Genomic DNA, 20454 nt, shown 5'->3' on the forward strand with positions numbered 1-20454 from the left:
GACTAGTTGGGCATGAACCACAGTTCCGATCGATGCAGCGGGGTTTGTGGCGGCAGTAGCGGGTTTTTCAGTCGCAGGATTGTACGTGTTCCCAGCCTGGCTTGTTCGATATCGTGTTTGAAGTATTTGTTGAACAATGCATCAAACGAACCATCCTTGATGGCCAGTTCCAGCCCGGTGTGAAGGGTGTTGGCCAGCTCAGTGTTGTGTCTGTTCACGAAGAAATAGCATGCAGTTGGGTATTGCAAGACCAGATGTTGTTCGATCATCAACCCGTCTTTGGCATGTAACCGCCATTCATCGCCAATTTCGTTCAGCCCGCGCGGGAAGTAATCGATGCGGCCAACGGTCAGCATTTTGAATAGCCCATCATAATTACCGCTGATTTCAATAGGTAGTCCGTTTTGTCGAAGAATGGCGGTATCGGGCCAATCATGGCCTTGCCCAGCCTTGAATTGCGCCAGATCCGGTAGGGAGTTGACTGCGGCAAGCGGTATTTGCCGGCTGTTGTGGATCAGCAATAGGCGCCAGCCTAGCAAACCTTTGTAGATCGGGATGCGGATTGGTAGTAGTTGCTGCTCCCGCTCGGCGGAAGTCATTGTCCAGGCGACGTCGATCTGCTTACCTTGTGCCAACTCTGCCATTGCACGGCTTTGCGTCATGCGTATGTTGCTGGCTGTCACTTCAAAATCTTTGTCGTCCAGTTTGCTTAAGGCTAGCTTGAGCAGGTTGATTGGATAATGGTTGCGTGCGTCACGTGTACTTTCCGCCTGCGGAACGCGAACCAGAGCGGGTGTATCTGCATGAACAGGAATGGACAGCAAGTAGGATACGATGCCAATCAACAGGTGTGTGTGATCGGTGACTGAAACTGAATAGGCCTGTGGTGATATCGAATCAGGCATGGCAGGTTTCTTGTCGATTGACATGTTATGACATTAAAGGCACAGCAGCATTGGCCGCCTGCTTACAAAGTGCTGGCCAGGGATTGCTTTGCTACCGTTTCATCTCTTGCGGGTTGAACCACAATTCGGTCCGCTGAAGTGGTGTTTCTGGCGGAATCAGTGGATTCTGCAAATAGAAAATCCGACGCGATCCCAATTTGGCATTGGCAATATCTGCTTGATAGTACTGATTGAACAAGGCATTGAATGAACCATCCTGAATGGCTCGCTCCAGGCCGGTGGTGATGGCTGATGCCAACTCGGCATCCTGTTTGTTGACAAAGTAATATTGCGCGGTTGGGTATCGCAATGCCAGTCTAGGCTCGATGACAATACCTTGATTGGTATGTGACTGTGCTTCTGCGCCAATCTCAACAAGACTGCGCGGGAAATAGTCAACAAACCCGGTGGTCAGCATTTTGAACAACCCTTCATATCGACTGCCTGCTGTAACCGTTAAACCATTGGCCTTCAAAATGATCGTGTCTGGCCAATCATGACCCTGTCCCGCAACGAGTTCGCCCAGTTCTGACAAGGCCTGGATGGTTGAAAAAATATCCACGCGATTTCTCTTTACCAACAACAACCGCCACCCCAGTAACCCTTTGTCGATCGGAATGCGGATGGGCTTCAGGCGTAGTTCACGTTCAATCGACGTCATCGACCACACTACATCGACGGTCTTGCCTTGCTCCAGCTCCGACAGCAGTCGACTTTGTACCATTCTGAGTTGGGTTCTGACCAATCTGAAATCTTGCCGATCCGCTTTCTTCAGCGCCAACTCCAGCAGGGCGACTGGATAGCCGTTGCGCAGATCGTCGTCGGTCTCAGGCCGCAGAATACGAATGTCACGGGCATGAATCAATTCACTACACATGCATGTGCAATACAGTACCAGCATGACAAGGCCACGGCGAAATCTTGTAAAGCCGCTTTGCTGAAGCAGGCTATGTGTTTGATGGCCGATGGGCGGCAACGGAGGTATCGGCAGCATGGGGAAGGTCCGATTGCAATAGTGCTCACGCCAGCCTGGGTAGCGGCATGCTGCCATGGTTGGTGTGGATCAAATGAATATTTAATTCTAGCCATGGATTGCGGAAATGTGGGTTGCGGACAGTCATGTGTGGTTTCTCATAAGTAATGGTGGTCTGTGCAACTCATCCGACTTGCTGGCTAGATGAAACGGGGTTGCATCAACGAGGATTAGATAACTGATTGATTGTGTTCGAATGGGTTAATTTAATTGCAAATGATAATGGTTATCATTAATATGAATGCCTTGACCTGGATCAACTGTCTTTCGAAAGGGAAATGCATGGTAGTAGTGCGTTGGGGCGTGGTGTGTGCAATGGCATTGACACCAATGGCACAGGCAGTCGAATCAATTGGTGAAACTGTTTATGTGGTCGGGCGCGTGCCGCAGCAAGCTTTACAGACCACTGCAACGGTATCGTCAATGAACCGCACCGTACTGGATCAGCAGTTGGTCGAGAACGTGGCCGATATGCTGCGTTTCGAACCCGGCGTGACGGCTATCAATGCAGCCGGGCGGTATGGTTTGTCTGGCTTCAATATCCGAGGCCTGGAGGGCAATCGGGTGCTAGTCATGCTGGATGGCGTTCGTACACCGGATGAATTCAGCTTTGGTCCACTGTTCCGTACCAATCGCAATACGGTGGATCTGGATAGCCTGAGTAACGTGGAAATTCTGCGTGGGACCGGTTCTACCCAATATGGCTCAGATGCATTGGCCGGTGTGATCGCTTATCGCACGCTCGAACCAGTTGATCTGCTGACCGGGCAGCAAAACCTGGGTCTGCGAGTAAAGAGCAGCTATGCCAGCGCAGATCGAGGCAAGCATTTGTCAGTGGCTGGGGTTGCTCGTACTGACGCTGGCGAGTTCTTGCTGCAGGTGGGCATCCGCCGTGGTCATGAAATGGATAATCAAGGGCGTGAAGATGTGCCTGGTACCCTACGCACCACACCCAATCCACAAGATACCCGTAGCGGCAATATATTGGCCAAGTATCGATTGAATATCGCAACAGGCCACAAACTGGGCTTTACTGTGGATGCCAGCCGTACCGAAGTCGAGACGAATGTGCAAACCGACTTGTCTGCAACTGTGTTGGCCAGTCGGGGTGATGATGAGCAGCAGCGCCGCCGGTTTGCTGCAGAGTATTGGTTTGAGGGCAATGGTGGTGGATTGATCGACCGTGCTAATTTGCGCCTGTATCGCCAGACCGGAAAGGCTGATCAACATACCGAGCGTAGTCAGGTGACGCCGGGTGGTCAGTCTTGGTGGCGCGACAGTCGTATCGAACAACGCACCAACGGTTTCAGTGGTCAGGTTGAATCCTGGGTCGGACAAGGAGCACTGAAGCAGCAGATTCTGGTCGGGATGGATGGCTGGCGCACTGAAAGTGACGAAGTGCGTGATGGTGGACAATGCGACCCGGTGCGTTGTAGTGCGCCAAATACCCGCGGTTTCCCGGTACGAGATTTCCCGAAAACTGAAGTAACACAATGGGGCGTGTTTGCGCAGGATCAGCTGTCGTTTGACCAATGGCGTATTACCCCAGCATTGCGCTGGGATCGGTATCAGCTAAAACCGAGGGTTGATAGTTTGTTTGCAGGGGGTGATACCGCTGTGTCGCTGACTGATCATGCTGTGTCGCCCAAGTTGTCAGCGGCCTATCAGCTGACACCGTCTGCCATGGCTTATGTGCAATATGCTCATGGTTTCCGCGCACCTAGCTATGTCGAATTGAACAACGGTTTTACCAATCTGGCACATGGTTATGCCTCTATCGGTAATCCATCGTTGAAGCCGGAAACCAGTCGCGGTGTGGAAGCTGGCTTCAAGTGGAGTACCCAGACCGCCCAGCTCGCTTTTGCGGCCTATCAGAACCGTTACCGCGACTTTATCGAACAGACCACACTAGCTTGCCCAGGCGATCCTCGTTGCGCTGCACCGATGACGTTTATCAACATCAATATCGGACGTGCCCGTATTCGTGGTGCAGAGCTGAAAGGCCATTGGCAATTTGCGTCGCAATGGCAACTGCGTGGCAGCATCGCTCAGGCCCGTGGTGAAGATCAGACCAGTGGCCAGCCGCTCAACACCGTGTTGCCGACCAGTGGCATGGTGGGTGTGCAGTATCGTGCGGGTGATCAATGGGGTGGTTTGCTAGTCAGCCAGTTTGCCGGCAAGAAGAAGCGTGTCAGCGATCAGGTACTGTTCCAGCCCCCAGGTTACGGTGTATTGGACCTGACTGCGTTCTATCGCATCAATAAGTCACTCATATTGAATGCTGGCGTTTTCAACCTGACAGACAAACGTTATTGGCATGCTGCCGATGTAGCACTGGAGCGTGCGGACAACCGTGCGATTGATCGCTTTACCCAATCTGGTCGCCACGTGTCTGCCAGCCTGACTTGGCGGCTTTGATATCCAACTAGGTACCGGTTGATGACGGGTACCTACTTTCCATCTACCGGAGGTAACCATGACATCACAAGACAACCCGCTTTATGCCGCATGGCAAGCCCTATGTGAACAAGAGCCGAAATTGCGTATTCGAGAAGCCGCCAGCCGATTGGGCGTGAACGAGGCTGCGCTTGTGGATGCACAGTGTGGAGTACAGGCGACGCGATTGGTGGGTGATTTACGTGCGCTGTTCAAGCAGTTGGGGAGTTTGGGCGATGTCATGGCATTGACCCGTAACGATTTCTGTGTCCACGAAAGGCACGGTACCTATCTCAATATTCAGGCCGAAGGCATGATCGGCCTGACCTTGGGGGACGATATCGATCTGCGGGTATTTTTCAGTCAATGGCGACATGCTTTTGCTGTGGAAGAGCCCGGTCAATCCGGTCCACGCCGCAGTCTGCAGTTCTTTGATGCTCGTGGTATGGCGCTACACAAGGTCTATCTTACCGAGCACAGCGATGTGTCCGCTTATCAGGAAATACGACAGCAGTATGCGGTGACGGCCAGTGACCGAATCGAGCTGGATACGACACCTGTAATTGCCGAGCGACTGGATGTCGAGGTGGACGTGGCAACGTTGCGCAACAAATGGTTGGCATTGAAGGATACACATGACTTCTTCAGTATGCTGAAATCACTGGCGTTGCCCAGGCTGACGGCATTGCGTCATGCAGGTGGCGATTTGGCGTGCGAGGTCAGCTACGATGCTGTGGAGCGAGTGCTGCACTGGGCTGCTGAGACAGCAACGGACATCATGGTGTTTGTTGGTAATCCTGGCATGGTGCAAATCCATACAGGCAAGGTACAGCGGCTGCTTCGTACTGGACCCTGGTTCAACGTGCTGGATGAACGCTTCAGCATGCACCTGAATACCACTGCTATTGCCAGTAGCTGGGTTGTCAGCAAGCCTACTGTCGATGGCTGGGTGACCTCATTGGAGTTGTATGATGTGCAAGGTGGCCTGATCGTCCAACTTTTCGGCAAGCGCAAGCCAGGGCTGCCGGAACTGCCGGACTGGCGAGCCATGTTGTTGGATTTGATCCCGGCTGAGGAGACGGCATGATACGGCGTTGGTTGGTGGGGGTGTTGCTGCTGGCCACGGCAGCCTCTCAGGCAGCACCAGTGCGCATCGTCGTGCTGGGTGGCGCGCTGACTGAAGTGGTCTATGCATTGGGTGGTGGTACACAGGTAGTTGGTGTAGATCAGTCTAGCCGCTATCCGGTTGTGGCCAGATCGTTGCCACAGGTTGGGTATTACCGCAATTTCTCGGCAGAGGGGGTGATCACACTGAAGCCGGATTTGGTCATTCTGTCCGATCATGCAGGGCCGCCAGTCGCGGTGCAGCAGCTGAAGGCCGCGGGACTTCACATGCTGTCATTGTCTTCGGAGCCTGATCGACAGGCGTTGCGCGAACGGTTACTGGGGGTCGGCAAGGCATTGGAGCGGGATGCTGAAGCAAGGCAAAAGTTGGATGAGATTGAACAGAGGTTGGATCTACTCTCGCAACAGGTAGCGAAAGATCGTCAGACCAAACCGCGCGTGCTGTTTTTGATGGCGCGGGGTGGCACACCGCAATCCGCAGGGCAGGATACGATTGCCAATCGCATGATCGAACTGGCGGGTGGGGTGAATGCCATTTCCGGCTTTGACGGCTATAGACCGTTGTCGTTGGAGTCGGTATTGGCCGCGAAGCCAGACTGGATTGTCACCACCACCATGAGCGCCGACGCCATGGGTGGCGTTGCCCGCATCCAGGCTTTGCCTGGCGTTGCATTAACACCTGCCGCACGAGAGAAGCGCATTCTGGTATTCGACGATCTGTTTCTGCTGGGTTTCGGTCCACGGGTGGCGGAGGCTGTTGCCGAGCTGCGCAAGGCATGGCGAAGTACGCCGGTTGTGGCTAGCAGTCAATAAATCTGGCAGGGCATAGACACGTGGTGTGATCCACAGCCTATGCCCAGCAGGCACCAGGTTTTTCCTGTCATATTTGCATATCAGATAAACGCAGGTTGTCGGTGTTACAGGTAGCTTGGCTGGCTACACTTTGACCTGTACCCATTTCCCCCCAACAATAGCCATACTCTATTTGTGATGACTGACCACGCTTTGCCTTCCACCCGTCCTACTTTACCCTGGCCGCCTTCACTGTGGTTGGCCATTTTGCTGGCACTGCTGATTGCCACCTGTCTACTGGCTGCCGTTGTTGGCGCTGTTGGTGTTCCTTTGTCATCGCTTCTGGCTGGCATGACCGGGCAGCGAGGTGAGGATGCTGAATTGGCCAGAACCGTTCTGTTGCAGATCCGTTTGCCGAGAATCGCCTTGGCAATCGGCTGCGGTGTTGCATTGGCCGTATCCGGCTGTGTCATGCAGTCGCTATTTCGCAATCCCCTGGCGGACCCTGGGTTATTGGGTGTGTCCAGCGGGGCTGCATTGGGAGCCACGGTTACCATTGCCTTGGGTTTCGCCGGGGTTTATACCTTGCCTTTCGCGGCATTTGTCGGTGCATTGGGTTCTACTTCGCTGGTCATGCTGATTGGCAAGTTGCAACCGAACCGTGGATCGCTGGCCTTATTGTTGGCAGGGATCGCTGTCAACGCGATCAATACAAGCATGATGGGCACGTTTACTTACATGGCTGGGGATGAAGCGTTACGCAGCATCGTGTTCTGGTCCCTTGGCAGCTTGGGTGGTGCCACATGGCAAAGTGCCGCATTGTTGATGCCTGCAGCCTTGTTATTGGCTGGTTTCATTTTGCACGACTGGCGGGCGCTGAATGCCTTGTTGTTGGGTGAAGCCGAAGCTTGGCACGCCGGATTCGATGTCCCGCGAATTCGGCGCCGGCTGGTATTGCTGGTGGCATTGTTGGTGGGTATTGCAGTGGCACTATGTGGGGCGATCGGCTTTGTTGGTTTGGTGGTGCCACACCTGATGCGCTTGTTATTGGGCGGTAACCATAGATGGTTACTGCCAGCATCGGCTTTGGCTGGGGCCATGTTATTGTTGTTTGCCGATGCTGTGGCACGCACGGTGATTGCGCCAGCTGAATTGCCGATTGGCTTGTTGACCAGTCTGATTGGCGGCCCGTTTTTCTTGTGGTTGATGGTCAAAGGAAATCGCTAAATGTTGCAAGCCGAACAACTGATCTTGCGTCGTGGTGGCCGCTACGTTTTGCAGAACGTCAACCTGACCGTCGCCCCGGGCCGTGTCCTGGCGTTGCTGGGGCCAAATGGTGCCGGTAAGTCTACATTGCTGTCCATTTTGGCGGGTACACTTCAGCCTGATGAAGGAACGGTGACATTGGATGGTCAATCGCTGACAAACTTCCGGGCCGACCAGTTGGCCCGTCATCGGGCCATGTTGGCGCAGCAGACGCGGCTCGATTTTCCGTTGAGTGTCAGCGAGGTGGTGGCGATGGGCTGCTACTGCCATCCACCTGTACAGCGAGGCAATGAAGCCACAATTGTCCAACAAGCATTAGCCATGGCGGATGTCACTGCTTTCGCGGCAAGACAATTCATCGCTTTATCTGGAGGTGAACAACGCAGGGTGCAATTGGCTCGGGTATTGGCACAATTGCTAGGCGCAGACTGCAACCCCCGATATCTGTTGCTGGACGAACCCACCGCAGGACTGGACCCCAGCCATCAATTGCAAGTGCTGCAGCTGGCCTGCCAATTGGCCAGACAACAAGGGTTCGGCATGGTATTGGTACTGCACGAACTGAATCTGGCCGCGCAGTATGCAGACGAAGTCCTGCTATTGAACCAAGGTCAGATTGCGGCCTATGGCTCTCCTTGCGACGTGCTGACACCGGAACGTCTGGCTGCGGTCTATCAGATTGATGCCGATTGGGTGACGCATCCGCGTAGCAAGCAACCTTATATCGTGTATTGAGTCTGATCGTATTATGGCATGTTCAGGATTGTTTGATGTAAGCAATTAAATTGTATGCAATATAGTTGCTTGTTATAGTAGTGTGAATTTCCACTCATCAAACGGAGTGTCATCATGACCACATCTCTCTATGATCTCGCTGCAACATCACTGACTGGCAAAGAAGTCTCGATTGGTGAATTCAAGGATAAGGTGTTGTTGATTGTCAATACGGCCAGCAAGTGTGGTTTTACACCGCAATATGAAGGTCTGGAAAAGCTTCATAAGGACTACGCAGCCAAGGGCTTGGTCGTGCTTGGTTTTCCCTGCAATCAATTTGGTTCACAAGAGCCTGGTAGTGAGAATGATATTGCCGAGTTCTGCCAAGTTAACTATGGCGTGTCTTTTCCAATGTTCGCCAAAATTGACGTCAATGGCGAAAACGCACACCCCCTCTACCAATTCCTGAAATCCTCTGCCCCAGGGATCTTTGGCTTGGAAGGTATCAAATGGAACTTCACCAAATTTCTGGTGGATCGTTCTGGCAAGGTGGTTGACCGTTTTGCGCCGACAACCAAGCCCGAGGATATTGCTGGAGATATTGAGAAACTGCTGTAAGTCACGCCCACCATGTCACAAGAAAACGGTGAAACGGCCGATCTTCTGCTGGATCAGCAATTGTGTTTTGCGCTTTATGCTGCATCTCGAGCCATGGTGCAATCCTACCAGCCGTTTTTGGCACCCCTGAGTCTGACCTATCCACAGTATCTGGTCATGTTGGTGCTGTGGGAGCAGGATGGTTTGAGTGTCAAGCAGATCGGCGAGCGTCTGTACCTGGATTCTGGCACTTTGACACCATTGCTGAAACGTTTGGCGACAGTAGGGTATGTAGCCCGCCAACGATCAACGGATGATGAGCGCCATGTTGTCATCCGTTTGACCGAGACGGGCAGGGCTTTACGTCGAAAAGCCGCCGCCATGCGTGCCGACATGACTTGCCAACATGGGCACCAGTTATCAGTAGCCAAAGGACTTAAAACAACGTTAACTGACCTGTTGGCGCAAATGCGTTCAATGAAAAGCGGAAACGCAGATTGAAGAAAAAAGCCGGTTGCGTTAAAATCGCAACAAATTCAACGCAAACGAACGGGATAGGCCCTTTGCCTATCCCGTTTTGTTACGCCCTTCTTACGGAGGGGTTCGAAACGGTCTACCCGGCCAGGTTTCTTGGCAACGCGGCTGACAGTCCGAACCCGACTGTATAGCATTTACTTCAGGAGCCGCTGGTGTCTCACACAAAGTCTGCACTGCTCGCGCTAGCCGACGGCACATTGTTCCACGGGATTTCCATTGGTAGTGAAGGCCACACGATTGGTGAAGTGGTTTTCAACACCGCCATGACTGGCTATCAGGAAATCCTGACCGATCCGTCCTACTACAAGCAATTGGTTACACTAACCTATCCGCACATCGGCAATGTCGGGGTCAATCAGGAAGATGCCGAATCCCGCAAGGTGTTCGCATCCGGTCTGATCATTCGCAATCTGCCGCTGACTGCCTCCAACTGGCGCAGTGAGCAAAGCCTGTCTGACTACCTGAAGGCGAACAATGTTGTGGCAATTGCTGAAATCGACACACGTAAGCTGACCCGTATCCTGCGTGAAAAGGGCGCTCAGCCTGGTTGCATCATCACTGGCGACAATATTGACGCTGCCAAGGCAGTTGAAATGGCCAAGAGCTTTGGTTCCATGGCTGGTCAGGATCTGGCCAAGGTGGTCACCAGCGAGAAAGCCTACGAATGGTCTACCCGTGAATGGAAGCTGGGTGCTGGTTATACCGAGCAGACTGCGTCCAAATTCCACGTGGTTGCCTTCGACTATGGCGTAAAGCACAACATCCTGCGTATGTTGGCTGAGCGTGGTTGCAAGTTGACCGTATTGCCAGCCACTGCCACGGCGGAAGAAGCGCTTAGCCACAACCCGGATGGTATCTTCCTGTCCAATGGCCCGGGTGATCCGGAGCCATGTGATTACGCAATCAAAGCAATCCAGACACTGCTGGACAAGAATCTACCGATTTTTGGTATTTGTTTAGGCCACCAACTGCTGGGTTTGGCCGCCGGTGGCAAGACCAGCAAAATGAAGTTTGGTCACCATGGTGCTAACCATCCGGTGCAGGATCTGGATAATAAGCAAGTCATGATTACCAGTCAGAATCATGGCTTTCAGGTTGACGAAGCCAGTTTGCCGGCCAATGTGCGCATTACACATCGTTCGCTGTTTGATGGTACGGTGCAGGGTATCGCGCTCACCGATAAACTGGCTTATAGCTTCCAGGGTCATCCAGAAGCCAGCCCTGGCCCGCATGACGTGGCTTACCTGTTCGACAAGTTCATCAAGCTGATGGCTGAACGTAAGTAATTAAGGATTCACTATGCCAAAACGGACAGACATCAAGAGCATCCTGATCATCGGCGCTGGCCCGATCGTCATCGGCCAGGCTTGCGAATTCGACTACTCTGGCGCACAAGCTTGCAAAGCGCTGCGTGAAGAGGGTTACAAGGTGATTCTGGTCAATTCGAACCCCGCGACCATCATGACCGACCCGAACATGGCGGACGTGACCTATATCGAACCGATTACTTGGCAGATGGTTGAGAAAATCATTGCCAAGGAGCGTCCAGATGCCATTCTGCCCACCATGGGTGGCCAGACTGCACTGAACTGTGCGCTGGATCTGTGGCGCAACGGCGTGCTCGACAAGTACAAGGTCGAGCTGATCGGTGCAACACCGGAAGCTATCGACAAAGCGGAAGATCGCGGCAAGTTCAAACTGGCGATGGAAAAGATCGGCCTGTCCTGCCCGAAATCTTTCATTGCACACACGATGGAAGAAGCGCTGGCGGCACAAGCTGAAGTCAACTTCCCGACACTGATCCGTCCTTCATTCACCATGGGCGGCTCTGGCGGTGGTATTGCGTACAATAAAGAAGAATTCCTCGAAATTTGTACCCGTGGCTTTGAAGCCTCGCCAACCCACGAATTGCTGATCGAGCAATCAGTGTTGGGTTGGAAAGAGTATGAGATGGAAGTAGTGCGCGACCATGCCGATAATTGCATCATCATCTGCTCGATCGAAAACTTCGATCCGATGGGGGTGCACACTGGCGATTCCATTACCGTCGCACCAGCACAAACACTGACCGACAAGGAATACCAGATCATGCGTAACGCCAGCCTGGCGGTATTGCGTGAAATAGGTGTTGATACCGGTGGTTCCAATGTTCAATTTGCGGTCAATCCTGCCAATGGAGAGATGATCGTCATCGAGATGAATCCACGCGTATCCCGTTCATCTGCGCTGGCTTCCAAGGCAACCGGTTTCCCAATTGCCAAAGTTGCGGCTAAGCTGGCTGTTGGCTTTACGTTGGATGAGCTGAAGAACGATATCACCGGTGGCAAGACCCCGGCATCGTTCGAGCCGTCCATAGATTATGTTGTGACCAAGATTCCAAAGTTTGCCTTCGAGAAATTCCCGCAAGCCAATGACCGCCTGACGACACAGATGAAGTCCGTTGGTGAAGTCATGGCCATTGGCCGTACTTTCCAGGAATCGCTGCAGAAGGCGTTGCGTGGTTTGGAAACTGGTCATTATGGTCTGGATGAGATCACCAGTGATCTGGAAAAGATCGAAACCGAGCTCGGTGACCCAGGCCCTGAGCGTATCTGGTATGTGGCGGATGCCTTCCGCGCTGGTATGACACTTGAAGAAATTCATGCCCATACGCATATCGATGTTTGGTTCCTGATCCAGATCGAAGATCTGATTAAGGAAGAGCAAGCATTGAAGGGCCGTGACCTCAGTGGGGTGGATGCAGAAACCATGCGTCGCCTCAAGCGTAAAGGTTTCTCGGATCGTCGAATTTCTACTTTGCTTGGCGAGCATCAGAGCAATGTTCGCAAGCATCGCTGGGAATTGGGGGTGCGCCCGGTCTACAAGCGTGTTGATACGTGTGCAGCTGAGTTCTCAACGGATACTGCGTACATGTACTCAACCTATGAGGACGAGTGCGAGTCTCAGCCAAGTGATCGCAAGAAGATCATCGTGCTGGGTGGCGGGCCGAACCGGATTGGCCAAGGGATCGAATTTGACTACTGCTGCGTGCATGCCGCGCTGGCTTTGCGTGAAGATGGTTTCGAGACCATCATGGTCAACTGTAACCCTGAGACGGTGTCGACAGACTATGACACGTCTGATCGACTGTACTTCGAACCGCTGACGCTGGAAGATGTCTTGGAGATTGTCCATGTCGAAAAGCCGGTTGGTGTGATCGTTCAGTATGGTGGCCAAACCCCGCTGAAGTTGGCCAAACCATTGGAAGCCAACGGCGTGCCCATCATCGGCACAACACCGGATATGATCGATGCTGCGGAGGATCGTGAGCGATTCCAGAAGCTGCTACATGAGCTGGGTTTGCGTCAGCCGCCGAACCGTACTGCCCGAACCCCAGGTGAAGCCATTCAATTGGCTCAGGAAATCGGTTATCCGCTGGTGGTTCGTCCATCTTATGTATTGGGTGGCCGTGCCATGGAAATTGTCCATGCTCAAGCCGATTTAGAACGCTATATGCGTGAGGCGGTTAAGGTGTCGAACGATAGTCCGGTGCTGTTGGATCGCTTTCTGAACGATGCAATAGAAGTAGACGTGGATGCGATCAGTGATGGTGAGCGCGTGCTGATTGGCGGAATCATGGAGCATATTGAACAGGCTGGTGTTCACTCCGGGGATTCTGCTTGCTCACTGCCGCCATTTAGTCTGAGTCAGGAAAAGCAGGATGAATTGCGCCGTCAAACCGTGGCAATGGCTAAGGCGCTGAATGTTGTTGGCTTGATGAACGTGCAGTTCGCCATTCAAAATGGCGACGTATATGTGCTGGAAGTGAATCCGCGTGCATCCCGTACAGTGCCTTATGTTTCTAAGGCAACCAGCTTGCCGTTGGCCAAGATTGCAGCACGTTGTATGGCGGGTATTAGTTTGGACGCCCAAGGTGTGCAACAAGAAGTCATTCCCCCGTACTATTCGGTAAAAGAGGCAGTCTTCCCGTTCATTAAGTTCCCTGGTGTCGATACGATCCTTGGACCGGAAATGAAGTCGACTGGTGAAGTCATGGGTGTGGGCGCAACTTTCGCCGAAGCGTTCATGAAGAGCCAGCTGGCGGCATCTATCAAATTGCCAACCTCCGGTAGCATTTTCATCAGTGTCAAGCAGCAGGATAAAGCTGGTGTGGTTGAAGTTGCCCGTAATCTGCATGAGCTGGGTTTCGGTTTGCTGGCCACCAAGGGTACCGCGGCTGCAATTGCGGAGGCTGGTATTCCAGTAACGGCAGTCAATAAGGTGAATGAGGGACGTCCGAATATCGTCGATCTGATCAAGAATGATCAGGTTCAGATGGTGATCAATACGGTGGAAGAAAAACGTTCGGCAATTCAGGATAGCTATTACATTCGCCATGCGGCACAACAGGCTCGTCTGACCATTTACACTACCTTGGCTGGTGCACGTGCGGCCACCATTGGTATGGCGCACATGGCTGAATTGCAGGTATATGACTTACAAGGGTTGCACGCGCAACTCGCAGAAAACCGATAAATTATCTTTATAACCTACCCAAGGCCGCCGTTTTCGGAACGGCGGCCTGTTGTTTTGCTAGTGGAGTTTCTGGCTATGATCAAAGTCCCATTGACTGTAGTAGGCGCAGAGTTATTGAAGGAGGAGTTGCACCGTTTGAAGACTGTGGAACGTCCGCGTGTCATTGAAGCAATTTCGGAGGCACGTGCACAGGGTGATCTATCTGAGAATGCTGAATATGATGCGGCGAAGGAGCGCCAGGGCTTCATCGAAGGTCGTATTCAGGAGCTGGAAGGTAAATTATCCAATGCGCAGATCATTGACCCCAAGCTGGTTGATTCTGATGGTCGTGTTGTTTTTGGTGCGACAGTTGATCTGGAGGACATGGAGTCTGGCGATGCAGTTACCTATCAAATTGTTGGGGATGACGAGGCAGACCTTAAGCTAGGTAAAATCTCAATCAGCTCACCAATTGCGCGTGCCCTGATCGGCAAATATGCCGGCGATGTCGCCGAGGTGTTGGCGCCAGGTGGTATTCGCGAGTATGAAGTGTTGGATGTGAAATTTATTTAAGCCAGAAAAGCAGGCACATACCATGGGCAACTTTCCAGATACCTTGAGAATCATCTCCTTGACACTGTGGGTTGGCGGTCTGTGGATTGTGGGTGCGTTGGTTGCACCGCTCTTGTTTCATGCCCTGCCACACGATCGAGCGCTGGCTGGTGCACTGGCAGGCCGGATTTTCGTCGGTATGGCCTGGATTGGGTTGTTGGCGGGTTTTTACCTGTTGTTGCATGCGCTGATAGCGGATGGTTTTGGTGCATTCAAGCAAAGTGGATTCTGGATTGTTTTGTTGATGTTAATTCTGACTGCCATCAATCACTTCGCTATCCATCCATGGATTACCGGGTTGAAGGCGAAGGCTGGTAGTGTGGCAACAGGGGCATTTGGCGGTGGTTTTGCAACCGCACATACCATTTCTAGTATCATCTACTTGAGTGTGTGTTTGCTTGGACTGGCGTTGATTACGCGAGGTAGTAAGTAATAAGCAAAACAAAAAGGCAGCTTCCGCTGCCTTTTGCTGTTTGGATTTAGCGACCTACTCGTCGGCGGCGATTGCCACCAGGACGACCCGAGGCAATCGGTTTACTCGCTGTTCTTTTAGAAGTTGGTTCAGCTGGGGCTTTGGGCGCAGGCTTGTTAAGCGACTTTTTGTCATCGGGCAATTCGATCTTGGGTTCATTGCCTGGGCGATAAAGAACCAGAAGCTTGCCAATGTGCTGAATGGGGGCGCAGTCAAGATCGTCGCAGATCTGTTGCAACAATGCTTCACGTGCATCACGTTCATCGCTGAACACCCGAACCTTGATGAGTTCGTGAGCGTCTAGGCTGCGGGCGAGTTCCCGCATGACGGCCTCGGATAAGCCATTGGCGCCAATCATCACTGTAGGATTCAGATGATGCGCTTGCGCGCGGAGAAAACGGCGCTGTAGCGGCGTCAATTCGATCATGGGTTAACCCTCTGAAAAACCTAGTATTGTAACTTATGAAACGAACCAAGACCAGCAAGGCATGGATGACGGAGCATGTTAACGACCCTTATGTACAAATGGCGCAAAAGGAGGGTTATCGCTCCAGGGCTGCTTACAAATTGCTTGAAATCATGGAAAAAGACAAGCTGATTCAGCCAGGTATGATCATCGTCGATTTAGGGGCAGCCCCAGGCAGTTGGTCGCAGATCGCAGCCCAGAAAGTTGGGCGCCAAGGCAAGGTACTCGCTTTGGATATCTTGCCAATGGATCCTCTGGCTGGTGTTACCTTCCTGCAAGGGGATTTTCGTGAAGAACCGGTATTACGAGAGTTCGAATCCCTGTTGGAAGGTCGTCAAGTTGATCTTGTAATTTCGGATATTGCCCCCAATATGGCAGGTAATGCCATGATGGATATGCCACGAAGTATCTATTTGATCGAGTTGGCGCTGGATTTCGCACAACACCACCTGAAACCTGGCGGTAACTATCTGGTCAAAGCTTTCCAGGGAACAGGCTATCCTGAGTATTTGGCATTACTGCGAAAGAGCTTTGAGCAGGTGTTGACGCGTAAACCCAAAGCTTCCCGCGATCGTAGTAACGAAATTTACCTGCTTGGCAAGAACAAGCTTGAAAACTTCACATCAGTCTTCCCCGATGACGGTGAGATGTCGTCAGATTACTGACAGGGTTGTCAAGAGGGTTTAGAATCCAAGCTGAGAGTATTGTGCTCCGCACACACGCTAAGGAGTTGACGTGAATAATATTGGCAAGAACATCGCGATCTGGCTCATTATTGGCCTTGTACTGATGACGGTGTTCAACCAATTCAGCAAACGGCATGAGTCCCAAAGTCAAATCCCTTATTCCGAATTTCTGGAAGAGGTGAAGAGTGGTCGCGTGCAATCTGTTGAAATCGAAGGAAATGTACTACGTGGTCAGTTGATTACGGGTAAGCGTACTGACAGTACTTCCTTTACCACCTTGTCGCCAGGTGATGACCGTTTGGTTGATGACCTATACAAACATAAGGTTCGGTTTGCTGCTAAACAGGAACAAGAACAATCCTTGCTGATGCAGGTATTCATTTCCTGGTTCCCAATGCTTTTGTTGATTGGTGTATGGATCTTTTTCATGCGTCAGATGCAAGGTGGTGGAAAGGGAGGCGCATTCAGCTTTGGTAAAAGTCGTGCCCGGATGTTGGATGAGTCCAGCAATCCGATCTTGTTCGCAGACGTGGCTGGTTGTGACGAGGCCAAAGAGGAAGTACAAGAGATTGTTGAGTTTTTGCGTGATCCAAGCAAGTTTCAACGACTGGGTGGCCGCATCCCACGTGGTGTATTGCTGGTAGGCTCCCCAGGTACCGGTAAGACTTTGCTTGCCAAAGCGATTGCTGGTGAGGCCAAGGTACCGTTCTTTTCAATCTCTGGCTCTGACTTTGTCGAAATGTTCGTGGGCGTTGGTGCTGCACGTGTTCGGGATATGTTCGAGCAAGCGAAGAAGAATGCACCTTGTATTATTTTTATTGATGAGATTGATGCAGTAGGACGTCAACGTGGTGCAGGCCTTGGTGGTGGTAATGATGAGCGCGAGCAAACTTTGAACCAACTATTGGTTGAAATGGATGGTTTTGAGGCCAACTCGGGCATTATTGTTATTGCTGCAACCAACCGTCCTGATGTACTTGATCCTGCATTGCAACGCCCTGGCCGTTTTGATCGTCAAGTTGTTGTTCCGCTGCCCGATATTCGCGGCCGAGAGCAAATTCTCAACGTCCATATGCGTAAGGTTCCGATTGCCGCAGACGTACGTGCTGATCTGTTGGCTCGTGGTACACCCGGCTTCTCGGGCGCGGATTTGGCCAATTTGGTTAATGAAGCCGCACTGTTTGCCGCGCGTTTGAATAAGCGTTTGGTTGACATGGATGATTTTGAGAAGGCTAAAGATAAAGTCATGATGGGTGCCGAGCGGCGCTCCATGGTGATGAGCGAGGAAGAGCGTAAAAATACGGCCTATCACGAGTCTGGGCACGCGGTTGTTGGTAAACTGTTACCCTCGGCAGATCCTGTGCATAAAGTCACTATCATTCCACGTGGCCGTGCTTTGGGCGTGACGATGTATCTGCCTGAAGAAGACCGCTGGTGTTATGACCGTGAGTATCTGCTGGCCCGTATCGCGTGCTTGTTTGGTGGCCGTATTGCTGAAGAGCTCTTCATGAATCAGATGACTACCGGTGCGGGCAATGACTTTGAACGTGCTACACAAATTGCGCGTGACATGGTGACTCGCTATGGTATGACTGAAGCGCTGGGACCTATGGTGTATGGCGATAATGAGCAAGAGGTATTTTTGGGGCGTTCCGTTACCACGCACAAGAATATGTCTGAATCCACCATGCAAATGGTTGATGCGGAAATTCGCCGTATCATAGACCAGCAGTATGCTTTGGCTAGAAAGTTGCTGGAAGAAAATCGTGATAAGGTCGAAGCGATGACCGCAGCATTGTTGGATTGGGAGACCATTGATGCAGATCAGATTGATGACATCATGGCTGGCAAACCACCGCGCCCGCCCAAGCAGCCATCAAATAAGGCGGCGGCGTCTGGCGATAATTCCACACCAACAACACCCACCGCAACAGTTACACCAGCGCAGGAAGTGTAATTTCGTCACATAGCCAATCAGACAACCGACCATAAGGTCGGTTGTTTTCGTTTTCCCAAGTACTTTATGAGTCAACAAATATTGCAATGTGGCAGGTTTCAATTGGAACTGAATCGGCCTCTAATCATGGGGATTCTGAATATCACCCCTGATTCATTCTCGGATGGCGGGCGCTACCTTGATACCAGCTTAGCTATTGCTCGTGCGAAAACGATGCTGGATGAGGGAGCTGACATTATCGATGTGGGGGGGGAATCAACTCGACCCAACGCGCCTGCTGTTTCTGAAAATGAAGAATGGAAGCGGTTGGTGTCCGTCTTACCTCAATTAGTGTCGTTAGGTATTCCTGTTTCCATTGATACTCGCAAGACAACCATTATGCGGTTGGCAGTTGAGCACGGTGTTGACATGATTAATGATGTTGGTGCGCTTGAAGATGCAGGGGCAATGGATGTGGCTGCCTCTTCAAAAGTTGCCGTTTGCCTGATGCATAAAAAAGGTAATCCGGATAATATGCAGCACAACCCAGACTATGCCAATGTGCTTGATGAGGTTTCTACTTATCTTGAGCGCCGCGCGCATATTGCATTGCAAGCGGGTGTATCCCGAGACCGAATTGTGATTGATCCAGGATTCGGTTTTGGAAAAACGCTTGACCATAATTTAGACTTGTTAAAGAAACTGCGCCAGCTAACGTTACTTGGTTTTCCTGTGCTTGTGGGTCTTTCTCGTAAATCCATGCTGGGTATGTTGACGGGTGAGATTGTGGAAAATCGGATCCACGCTAGCGTAGCTGCAGCGTTGCTGGCGGTACAAAAAGGTGCGGCGATTGTGCGGGTGCACGATGTCAAAGCAACAAAAGATGCATTAACCATCCTGACTGCGGTAGAACAATGAGCAGAAAATATTTTGGAACAGACGGAGTTCGTGGGCGTGTAGGTGAAGAACCGATTACGCCTGAGTTTGTAATGCGCCTTGGTTATGCGGCCGGAAAGGTGCTTGCATCGGCTGATCGCCGCTTGCGCCCAGGGCAACGCCCGACGGTCTTGATTGGAAAAGACACGCGTATTTCTGGCTATATGCTGGAATCGGCGCTGGAGGCTGGTTTTTCTGCCAGTGGGGTTGATGTTGTATTGATTGGCCCAATGCCAACACCAGGCATTGCATATTTAACGCGTGCCTTGCGTCTGCAGGCAGGGGTTGTCATCAGTGCTTCGCATAACCCTTATGAGGATAACGGGATCAAGTTCTTTGGCGCTGGTGGTATCAAGTTGCTGGACAAAGTTGAACGTGCCGTTGAAGTTGCATTAGATGAACCGCTAAAGTGTGTTCCTTCTGCAGAGCTTGGTAAGGCACGTCGCATGGAAGACGCGGCTGCACGTTACATTGAGTTCTGTAAGAGCACATTCCCGTCAGATATGGATTTACGTGGCATCAAGCTGGTGCTGGATTGTGCAAATGGTGCTAGCTATGTCATCGCACCCCACGTGTTTCATGAGCTTGGCGCGGATGTCATTACCATTGGTAATCAGCCGGATGGAACCAACATCAACGACGGTTTTGGCGCCACCGATACGGCTGCTTTGCAAAAAGCAGTGGTCGAGCATCAAGCGGACTTTGGAATCGCTTTGGATGGGGATGGTGATCGCTTGATTATGGTGGATCGTGACGGCACTCCATTTGATGGTGATAAATTGTTGTACATGATTGCCCGTCAGCGACAAAAGGATGGCATCTTGGTTGGCGGTGTGGTTGGGACTGTAATGACCAACCTTGGGATAGAGCATGCTTTTGAGAAGCATAAAATACCTTTTGCTCGCGCTGCGGTGGGTGACCGTTATGTGCTTGAAATGTTACGTGAGAAGGGGTGGCAGCTAGGTGGAGAGAGTTCGGGGCACATTATATGTTTGGACAAGCACTCGACTGGTGACGGCATCGTTTCATCATTGCAAGTGTTACAAGCTTTGCGTTCTCATCGGGCTATCACATCCTTGGCAGATAGCACTAAAGATGTGACGACCTACCCGCAGGTGCTGATCAATGTTCGAGTACCAAAAGGTTTTGATTATCGTGACTCACTACCTGTGCAGGCTGCGCTTGTGGAGGCTGAATGTGAATTGCGTGACCAAGGGCGTGTGGTACTTCGAGCATCAGGTACCGAACCAGTCATTCGAGTGATGCTTGAAGGCAAGAATGGCGAAAAGATCAAGCGCTGGGCTGAACACATTGCTGAGATTGTGGAGCATGCAGCCTTGGCAGTTTGATATGACTACATTGTGATGCAAAAAGCCAGCGTTAATGCTGGCTTTTTGCTATTTGGACA

18 protein-coding genes are annotated in these 20454 nt (G+C 51.8%); 15 read left to right on the forward strand and 3 right to left on the reverse strand.

Annotated features, from left to right (window positions below; translation table 11 throughout):
• Positions 1-2 precede the first annotated feature (2 nt).
• Complete coding sequence (locus FFS57_RS00205; protein WP_171013461.1) at positions 3-905, reverse strand: substrate-binding periplasmic protein; 903 nt, start codon at positions 903-905, stop codon at positions 3-5.
• Positions 906-996: 91 nt separating this feature from the next.
• Complete coding sequence (locus FFS57_RS00210) at positions 997-1938, reverse strand: substrate-binding periplasmic protein (protein WP_171013463.1); 942 nt, start codon at positions 1936-1938, stop codon at positions 997-999.
• 321 nt (positions 1939-2259) lie between these two features.
• Here FFS57_RS00210 and FFS57_RS00215 point away from each other — a divergent pair, with 321 nt between their 5' ends.
• The 11 genes from FFS57_RS00215 (at position 2260) to FFS57_RS00265 (ending at position 14983) form a co-directional block, all read left to right on the forward strand.
• Positions 2260-4395 (forward strand): TonB-dependent hemoglobin/transferrin/lactoferrin family receptor, encoded by a 2136-nt coding sequence (locus tag FFS57_RS00215; protein ID WP_171013465.1) that lies wholly within the window; start codon positions 2260-2262, stop codon positions 4393-4395.
• Between the two features lie 58 nt (positions 4396-4453).
• Positions 4454-5500 carry a hemin-degrading factor gene (locus FFS57_RS00220; protein ID WP_137935736.1) on the forward strand — a complete coding sequence of 349 codons (1047 nt, stop codon included), beginning with the start codon at positions 4454-4456 and terminating at the stop codon, positions 5498-5500.
• A complete protein-coding gene (locus FFS57_RS00225) occupies positions 5497-6351 on the forward strand; it encodes a heme/hemin ABC transporter substrate-binding protein (protein WP_137935737.1) in 855 nt (284 codons plus the stop codon). The genes FFS57_RS00220 and FFS57_RS00225 overlap by 4 nt, the downstream gene beginning before the upstream one ends.
• Before the next feature lie 177 nt (positions 6352-6528).
• Positions 6529-7557 carry a FecCD family ABC transporter permease gene (locus tag FFS57_RS00230; RefSeq protein WP_137935738.1) on the forward strand — a complete coding sequence of 343 codons (1029 nt, stop codon included), beginning with the start codon at positions 6529-6531 and terminating at the stop codon, positions 7555-7557.
• Entirely contained in the window at positions 7558-8331 is a 774-nt protein-coding gene (locus tag FFS57_RS00235; protein WP_137935739.1) for a heme ABC transporter ATP-binding protein, read from the forward strand. It begins immediately after the preceding gene.
• Positions 8332-8445: 114 nt separating this feature from the next.
• Positions 8446-8928, forward strand: a complete 483-nt coding sequence (locus tag FFS57_RS00240; protein WP_137935740.1) for a glutathione peroxidase — start codon at positions 8446-8448, stop codon at positions 8926-8928.
• Between the two features lie 12 nt (positions 8929-8940).
• Positions 8941-9408: a MarR family winged helix-turn-helix transcriptional regulator gene (locus tag FFS57_RS00245; protein ID WP_137935741.1), complete on the forward strand. Its 468-nt coding sequence runs from the start codon at positions 8941-8943 to the stop codon at positions 9406-9408.
• Positions 9409-9596: 188 nt separating this feature from the next.
• Entirely contained in the window at positions 9597-10730 is a 1134-nt protein-coding gene (gene carA, locus FFS57_RS00250; protein ID WP_137935742.1) for a glutamine-hydrolyzing carbamoyl-phosphate synthase small subunit, read from the forward strand.
• Positions 10731-10743: 13 nt separating this feature from the next.
• The gene (gene carB / locus FFS57_RS00255) at positions 10744-13959 is read left to right on the forward strand and encodes a carbamoyl-phosphate synthase large subunit (RefSeq protein WP_137935743.1); all 3216 of its coding nucleotides are present in this window, start codon (positions 10744-10746) and stop codon (positions 13957-13959) included.
• Between the two features lie 75 nt (positions 13960-14034).
• A complete protein-coding gene (greA, locus tag FFS57_RS00260; RefSeq protein WP_137935744.1) occupies positions 14035-14511 on the forward strand; it encodes a transcription elongation factor GreA in 477 nt (158 codons plus the stop codon).
• Between the two features lie 22 nt (positions 14512-14533).
• Positions 14534-14983, forward strand: coding sequence for a DUF4149 domain-containing protein (locus tag FFS57_RS00265; RefSeq protein WP_137935745.1), 450 nt, complete (start codon positions 14534-14536; stop codon positions 14981-14983).
• A 46-nt stretch (positions 14984-15029) separates the two neighbouring features.
• On the opposite strand, the gene yhbY is transcribed toward FFS57_RS00265, so the two are convergent.
• Complete coding sequence (gene yhbY, locus FFS57_RS00270; protein WP_137935746.1) at positions 15030-15449, reverse strand: ribosome assembly RNA-binding protein YhbY; 420 nt, start codon at positions 15447-15449, stop codon at positions 15030-15032.
• A gap of 35 nt (positions 15450-15484) precedes the next feature.
• Here yhbY and FFS57_RS00275 point away from each other — a divergent pair, with 35 nt between their 5' ends.
• From FFS57_RS00275 to glmM, 4 genes are all read left to right on the forward strand, one after another.
• The gene (locus FFS57_RS00275) at positions 15485-16153 is read left to right on the forward strand and encodes an RlmE family RNA methyltransferase (RefSeq protein ID WP_137935747.1); all 669 of its coding nucleotides are present in this window, start codon (positions 15485-15487) and stop codon (positions 16151-16153) included.
• A gap of 70 nt (positions 16154-16223) precedes the next feature.
• Positions 16224-18131 carry an ATP-dependent zinc metalloprotease FtsH gene (gene ftsH, locus FFS57_RS00280; RefSeq protein WP_137935748.1) on the forward strand — a complete coding sequence of 636 codons (1908 nt, stop codon included), beginning with the start codon at positions 16224-16226 and terminating at the stop codon, positions 18129-18131.
• A gap of 126 nt (positions 18132-18257) precedes the next feature.
• Positions 18258-19028 (forward strand): dihydropteroate synthase, encoded by a 771-nt coding sequence (folP, locus tag FFS57_RS00285; protein ID WP_249383822.1) that lies wholly within the window; start codon positions 18258-18260, stop codon positions 19026-19028.
• The gene (gene glmM / locus FFS57_RS00290) at positions 19025-20395 is read left to right on the forward strand and encodes a phosphoglucosamine mutase (protein WP_137935750.1); all 1371 of its coding nucleotides are present in this window, start codon (positions 19025-19027) and stop codon (positions 20393-20395) included. The genes folP and glmM overlap by 4 nt, the downstream gene beginning before the upstream one ends.
• Positions 20396-20454 lie beyond the last annotated feature (59 nt).

Source organism: Chitinivorax sp. B (assembly GCF_005503445.1).
In the GTDB taxonomy this organism is placed as follows: domain Bacteria; phylum Pseudomonadota; class Gammaproteobacteria; order Burkholderiales; family SCOH01; genus Chitinivorax.

What these genes read in the sequence shown, in the direction of transcription:
- FFS57_RS00205 (WP_171013461.1), bottom strand. Translation starts at nt 905, where the DNA reads ATGCCTGATTCGATATCACCACAGGCCTATTCAGTTTCAGTCACCGAT.
- FFS57_RS00210 (WP_171013463.1), bottom strand. Translation starts at nt 1,938, where the DNA reads ATGCTGCCGATACCTCCGTTGCCGCCCATCGGCCATCAAACACATAGC.
- FFS57_RS00215 (WP_171013465.1), top strand. Translation starts at nt 2,260, where the DNA reads ATGGTAGTAGTGCGTTGGGGCGTGGTGTGTGCAATGGCATTGACACCA.
- FFS57_RS00220 (WP_137935736.1), top strand. Translation starts at nt 4,454, where the DNA reads ATGACATCACAAGACAACCCGCTTTATGCCGCATGGCAAGCCCTATGT.
- FFS57_RS00225 (WP_137935737.1), top strand. Translation starts at nt 5,497, where the DNA reads ATGATACGGCGTTGGTTGGTGGGGGTGTTGCTGCTGGCCACGGCAGCC.
- FFS57_RS00230 (WP_137935738.1), top strand. Translation starts at nt 6,529, where the DNA reads ATGACTGACCACGCTTTGCCTTCCACCCGTCCTACTTTACCCTGGCCG.
- FFS57_RS00235 (WP_137935739.1), top strand. Translation starts at nt 7,558, where the DNA reads ATGTTGCAAGCCGAACAACTGATCTTGCGTCGTGGTGGCCGCTACGTT.
- FFS57_RS00240 (WP_137935740.1), top strand. Translation starts at nt 8,446, where the DNA reads ATGACCACATCTCTCTATGATCTCGCTGCAACATCACTGACTGGCAAA.
- FFS57_RS00245 (WP_137935741.1), top strand. Translation starts at nt 8,941, where the DNA reads ATGTCACAAGAAAACGGTGAAACGGCCGATCTTCTGCTGGATCAGCAA.
- carB (WP_137935743.1), top strand. Translation starts at nt 10,744, where the DNA reads ATGCCAAAACGGACAGACATCAAGAGCATCCTGATCATCGGCGCTGGC.
- greA (WP_137935744.1), top strand. Translation starts at nt 14,035, where the DNA reads ATGATCAAAGTCCCATTGACTGTAGTAGGCGCAGAGTTATTGAAGGAG.
- FFS57_RS00265 (WP_137935745.1), top strand. Translation starts at nt 14,534, where the DNA reads ATGGGCAACTTTCCAGATACCTTGAGAATCATCTCCTTGACACTGTGG.
- yhbY (WP_137935746.1), bottom strand. Translation starts at nt 15,449, where the DNA reads ATGATCGAATTGACGCCGCTACAGCGCCGTTTTCTCCGCGCGCAAGCG.
- FFS57_RS00275 (WP_137935747.1), top strand. Translation starts at nt 15,485, where the DNA reads ATGAAACGAACCAAGACCAGCAAGGCATGGATGACGGAGCATGTTAAC.
- folP (WP_249383822.1), top strand. Translation starts at nt 18,258, where the DNA reads ATGGGGATTCTGAATATCACCCCTGATTCATTCTCGGATGGCGGGCGC.
- glmM (WP_137935750.1), top strand. Translation starts at nt 19,025, where the DNA reads ATGAGCAGAAAATATTTTGGAACAGACGGAGTTCGTGGGCGTGTAGGT.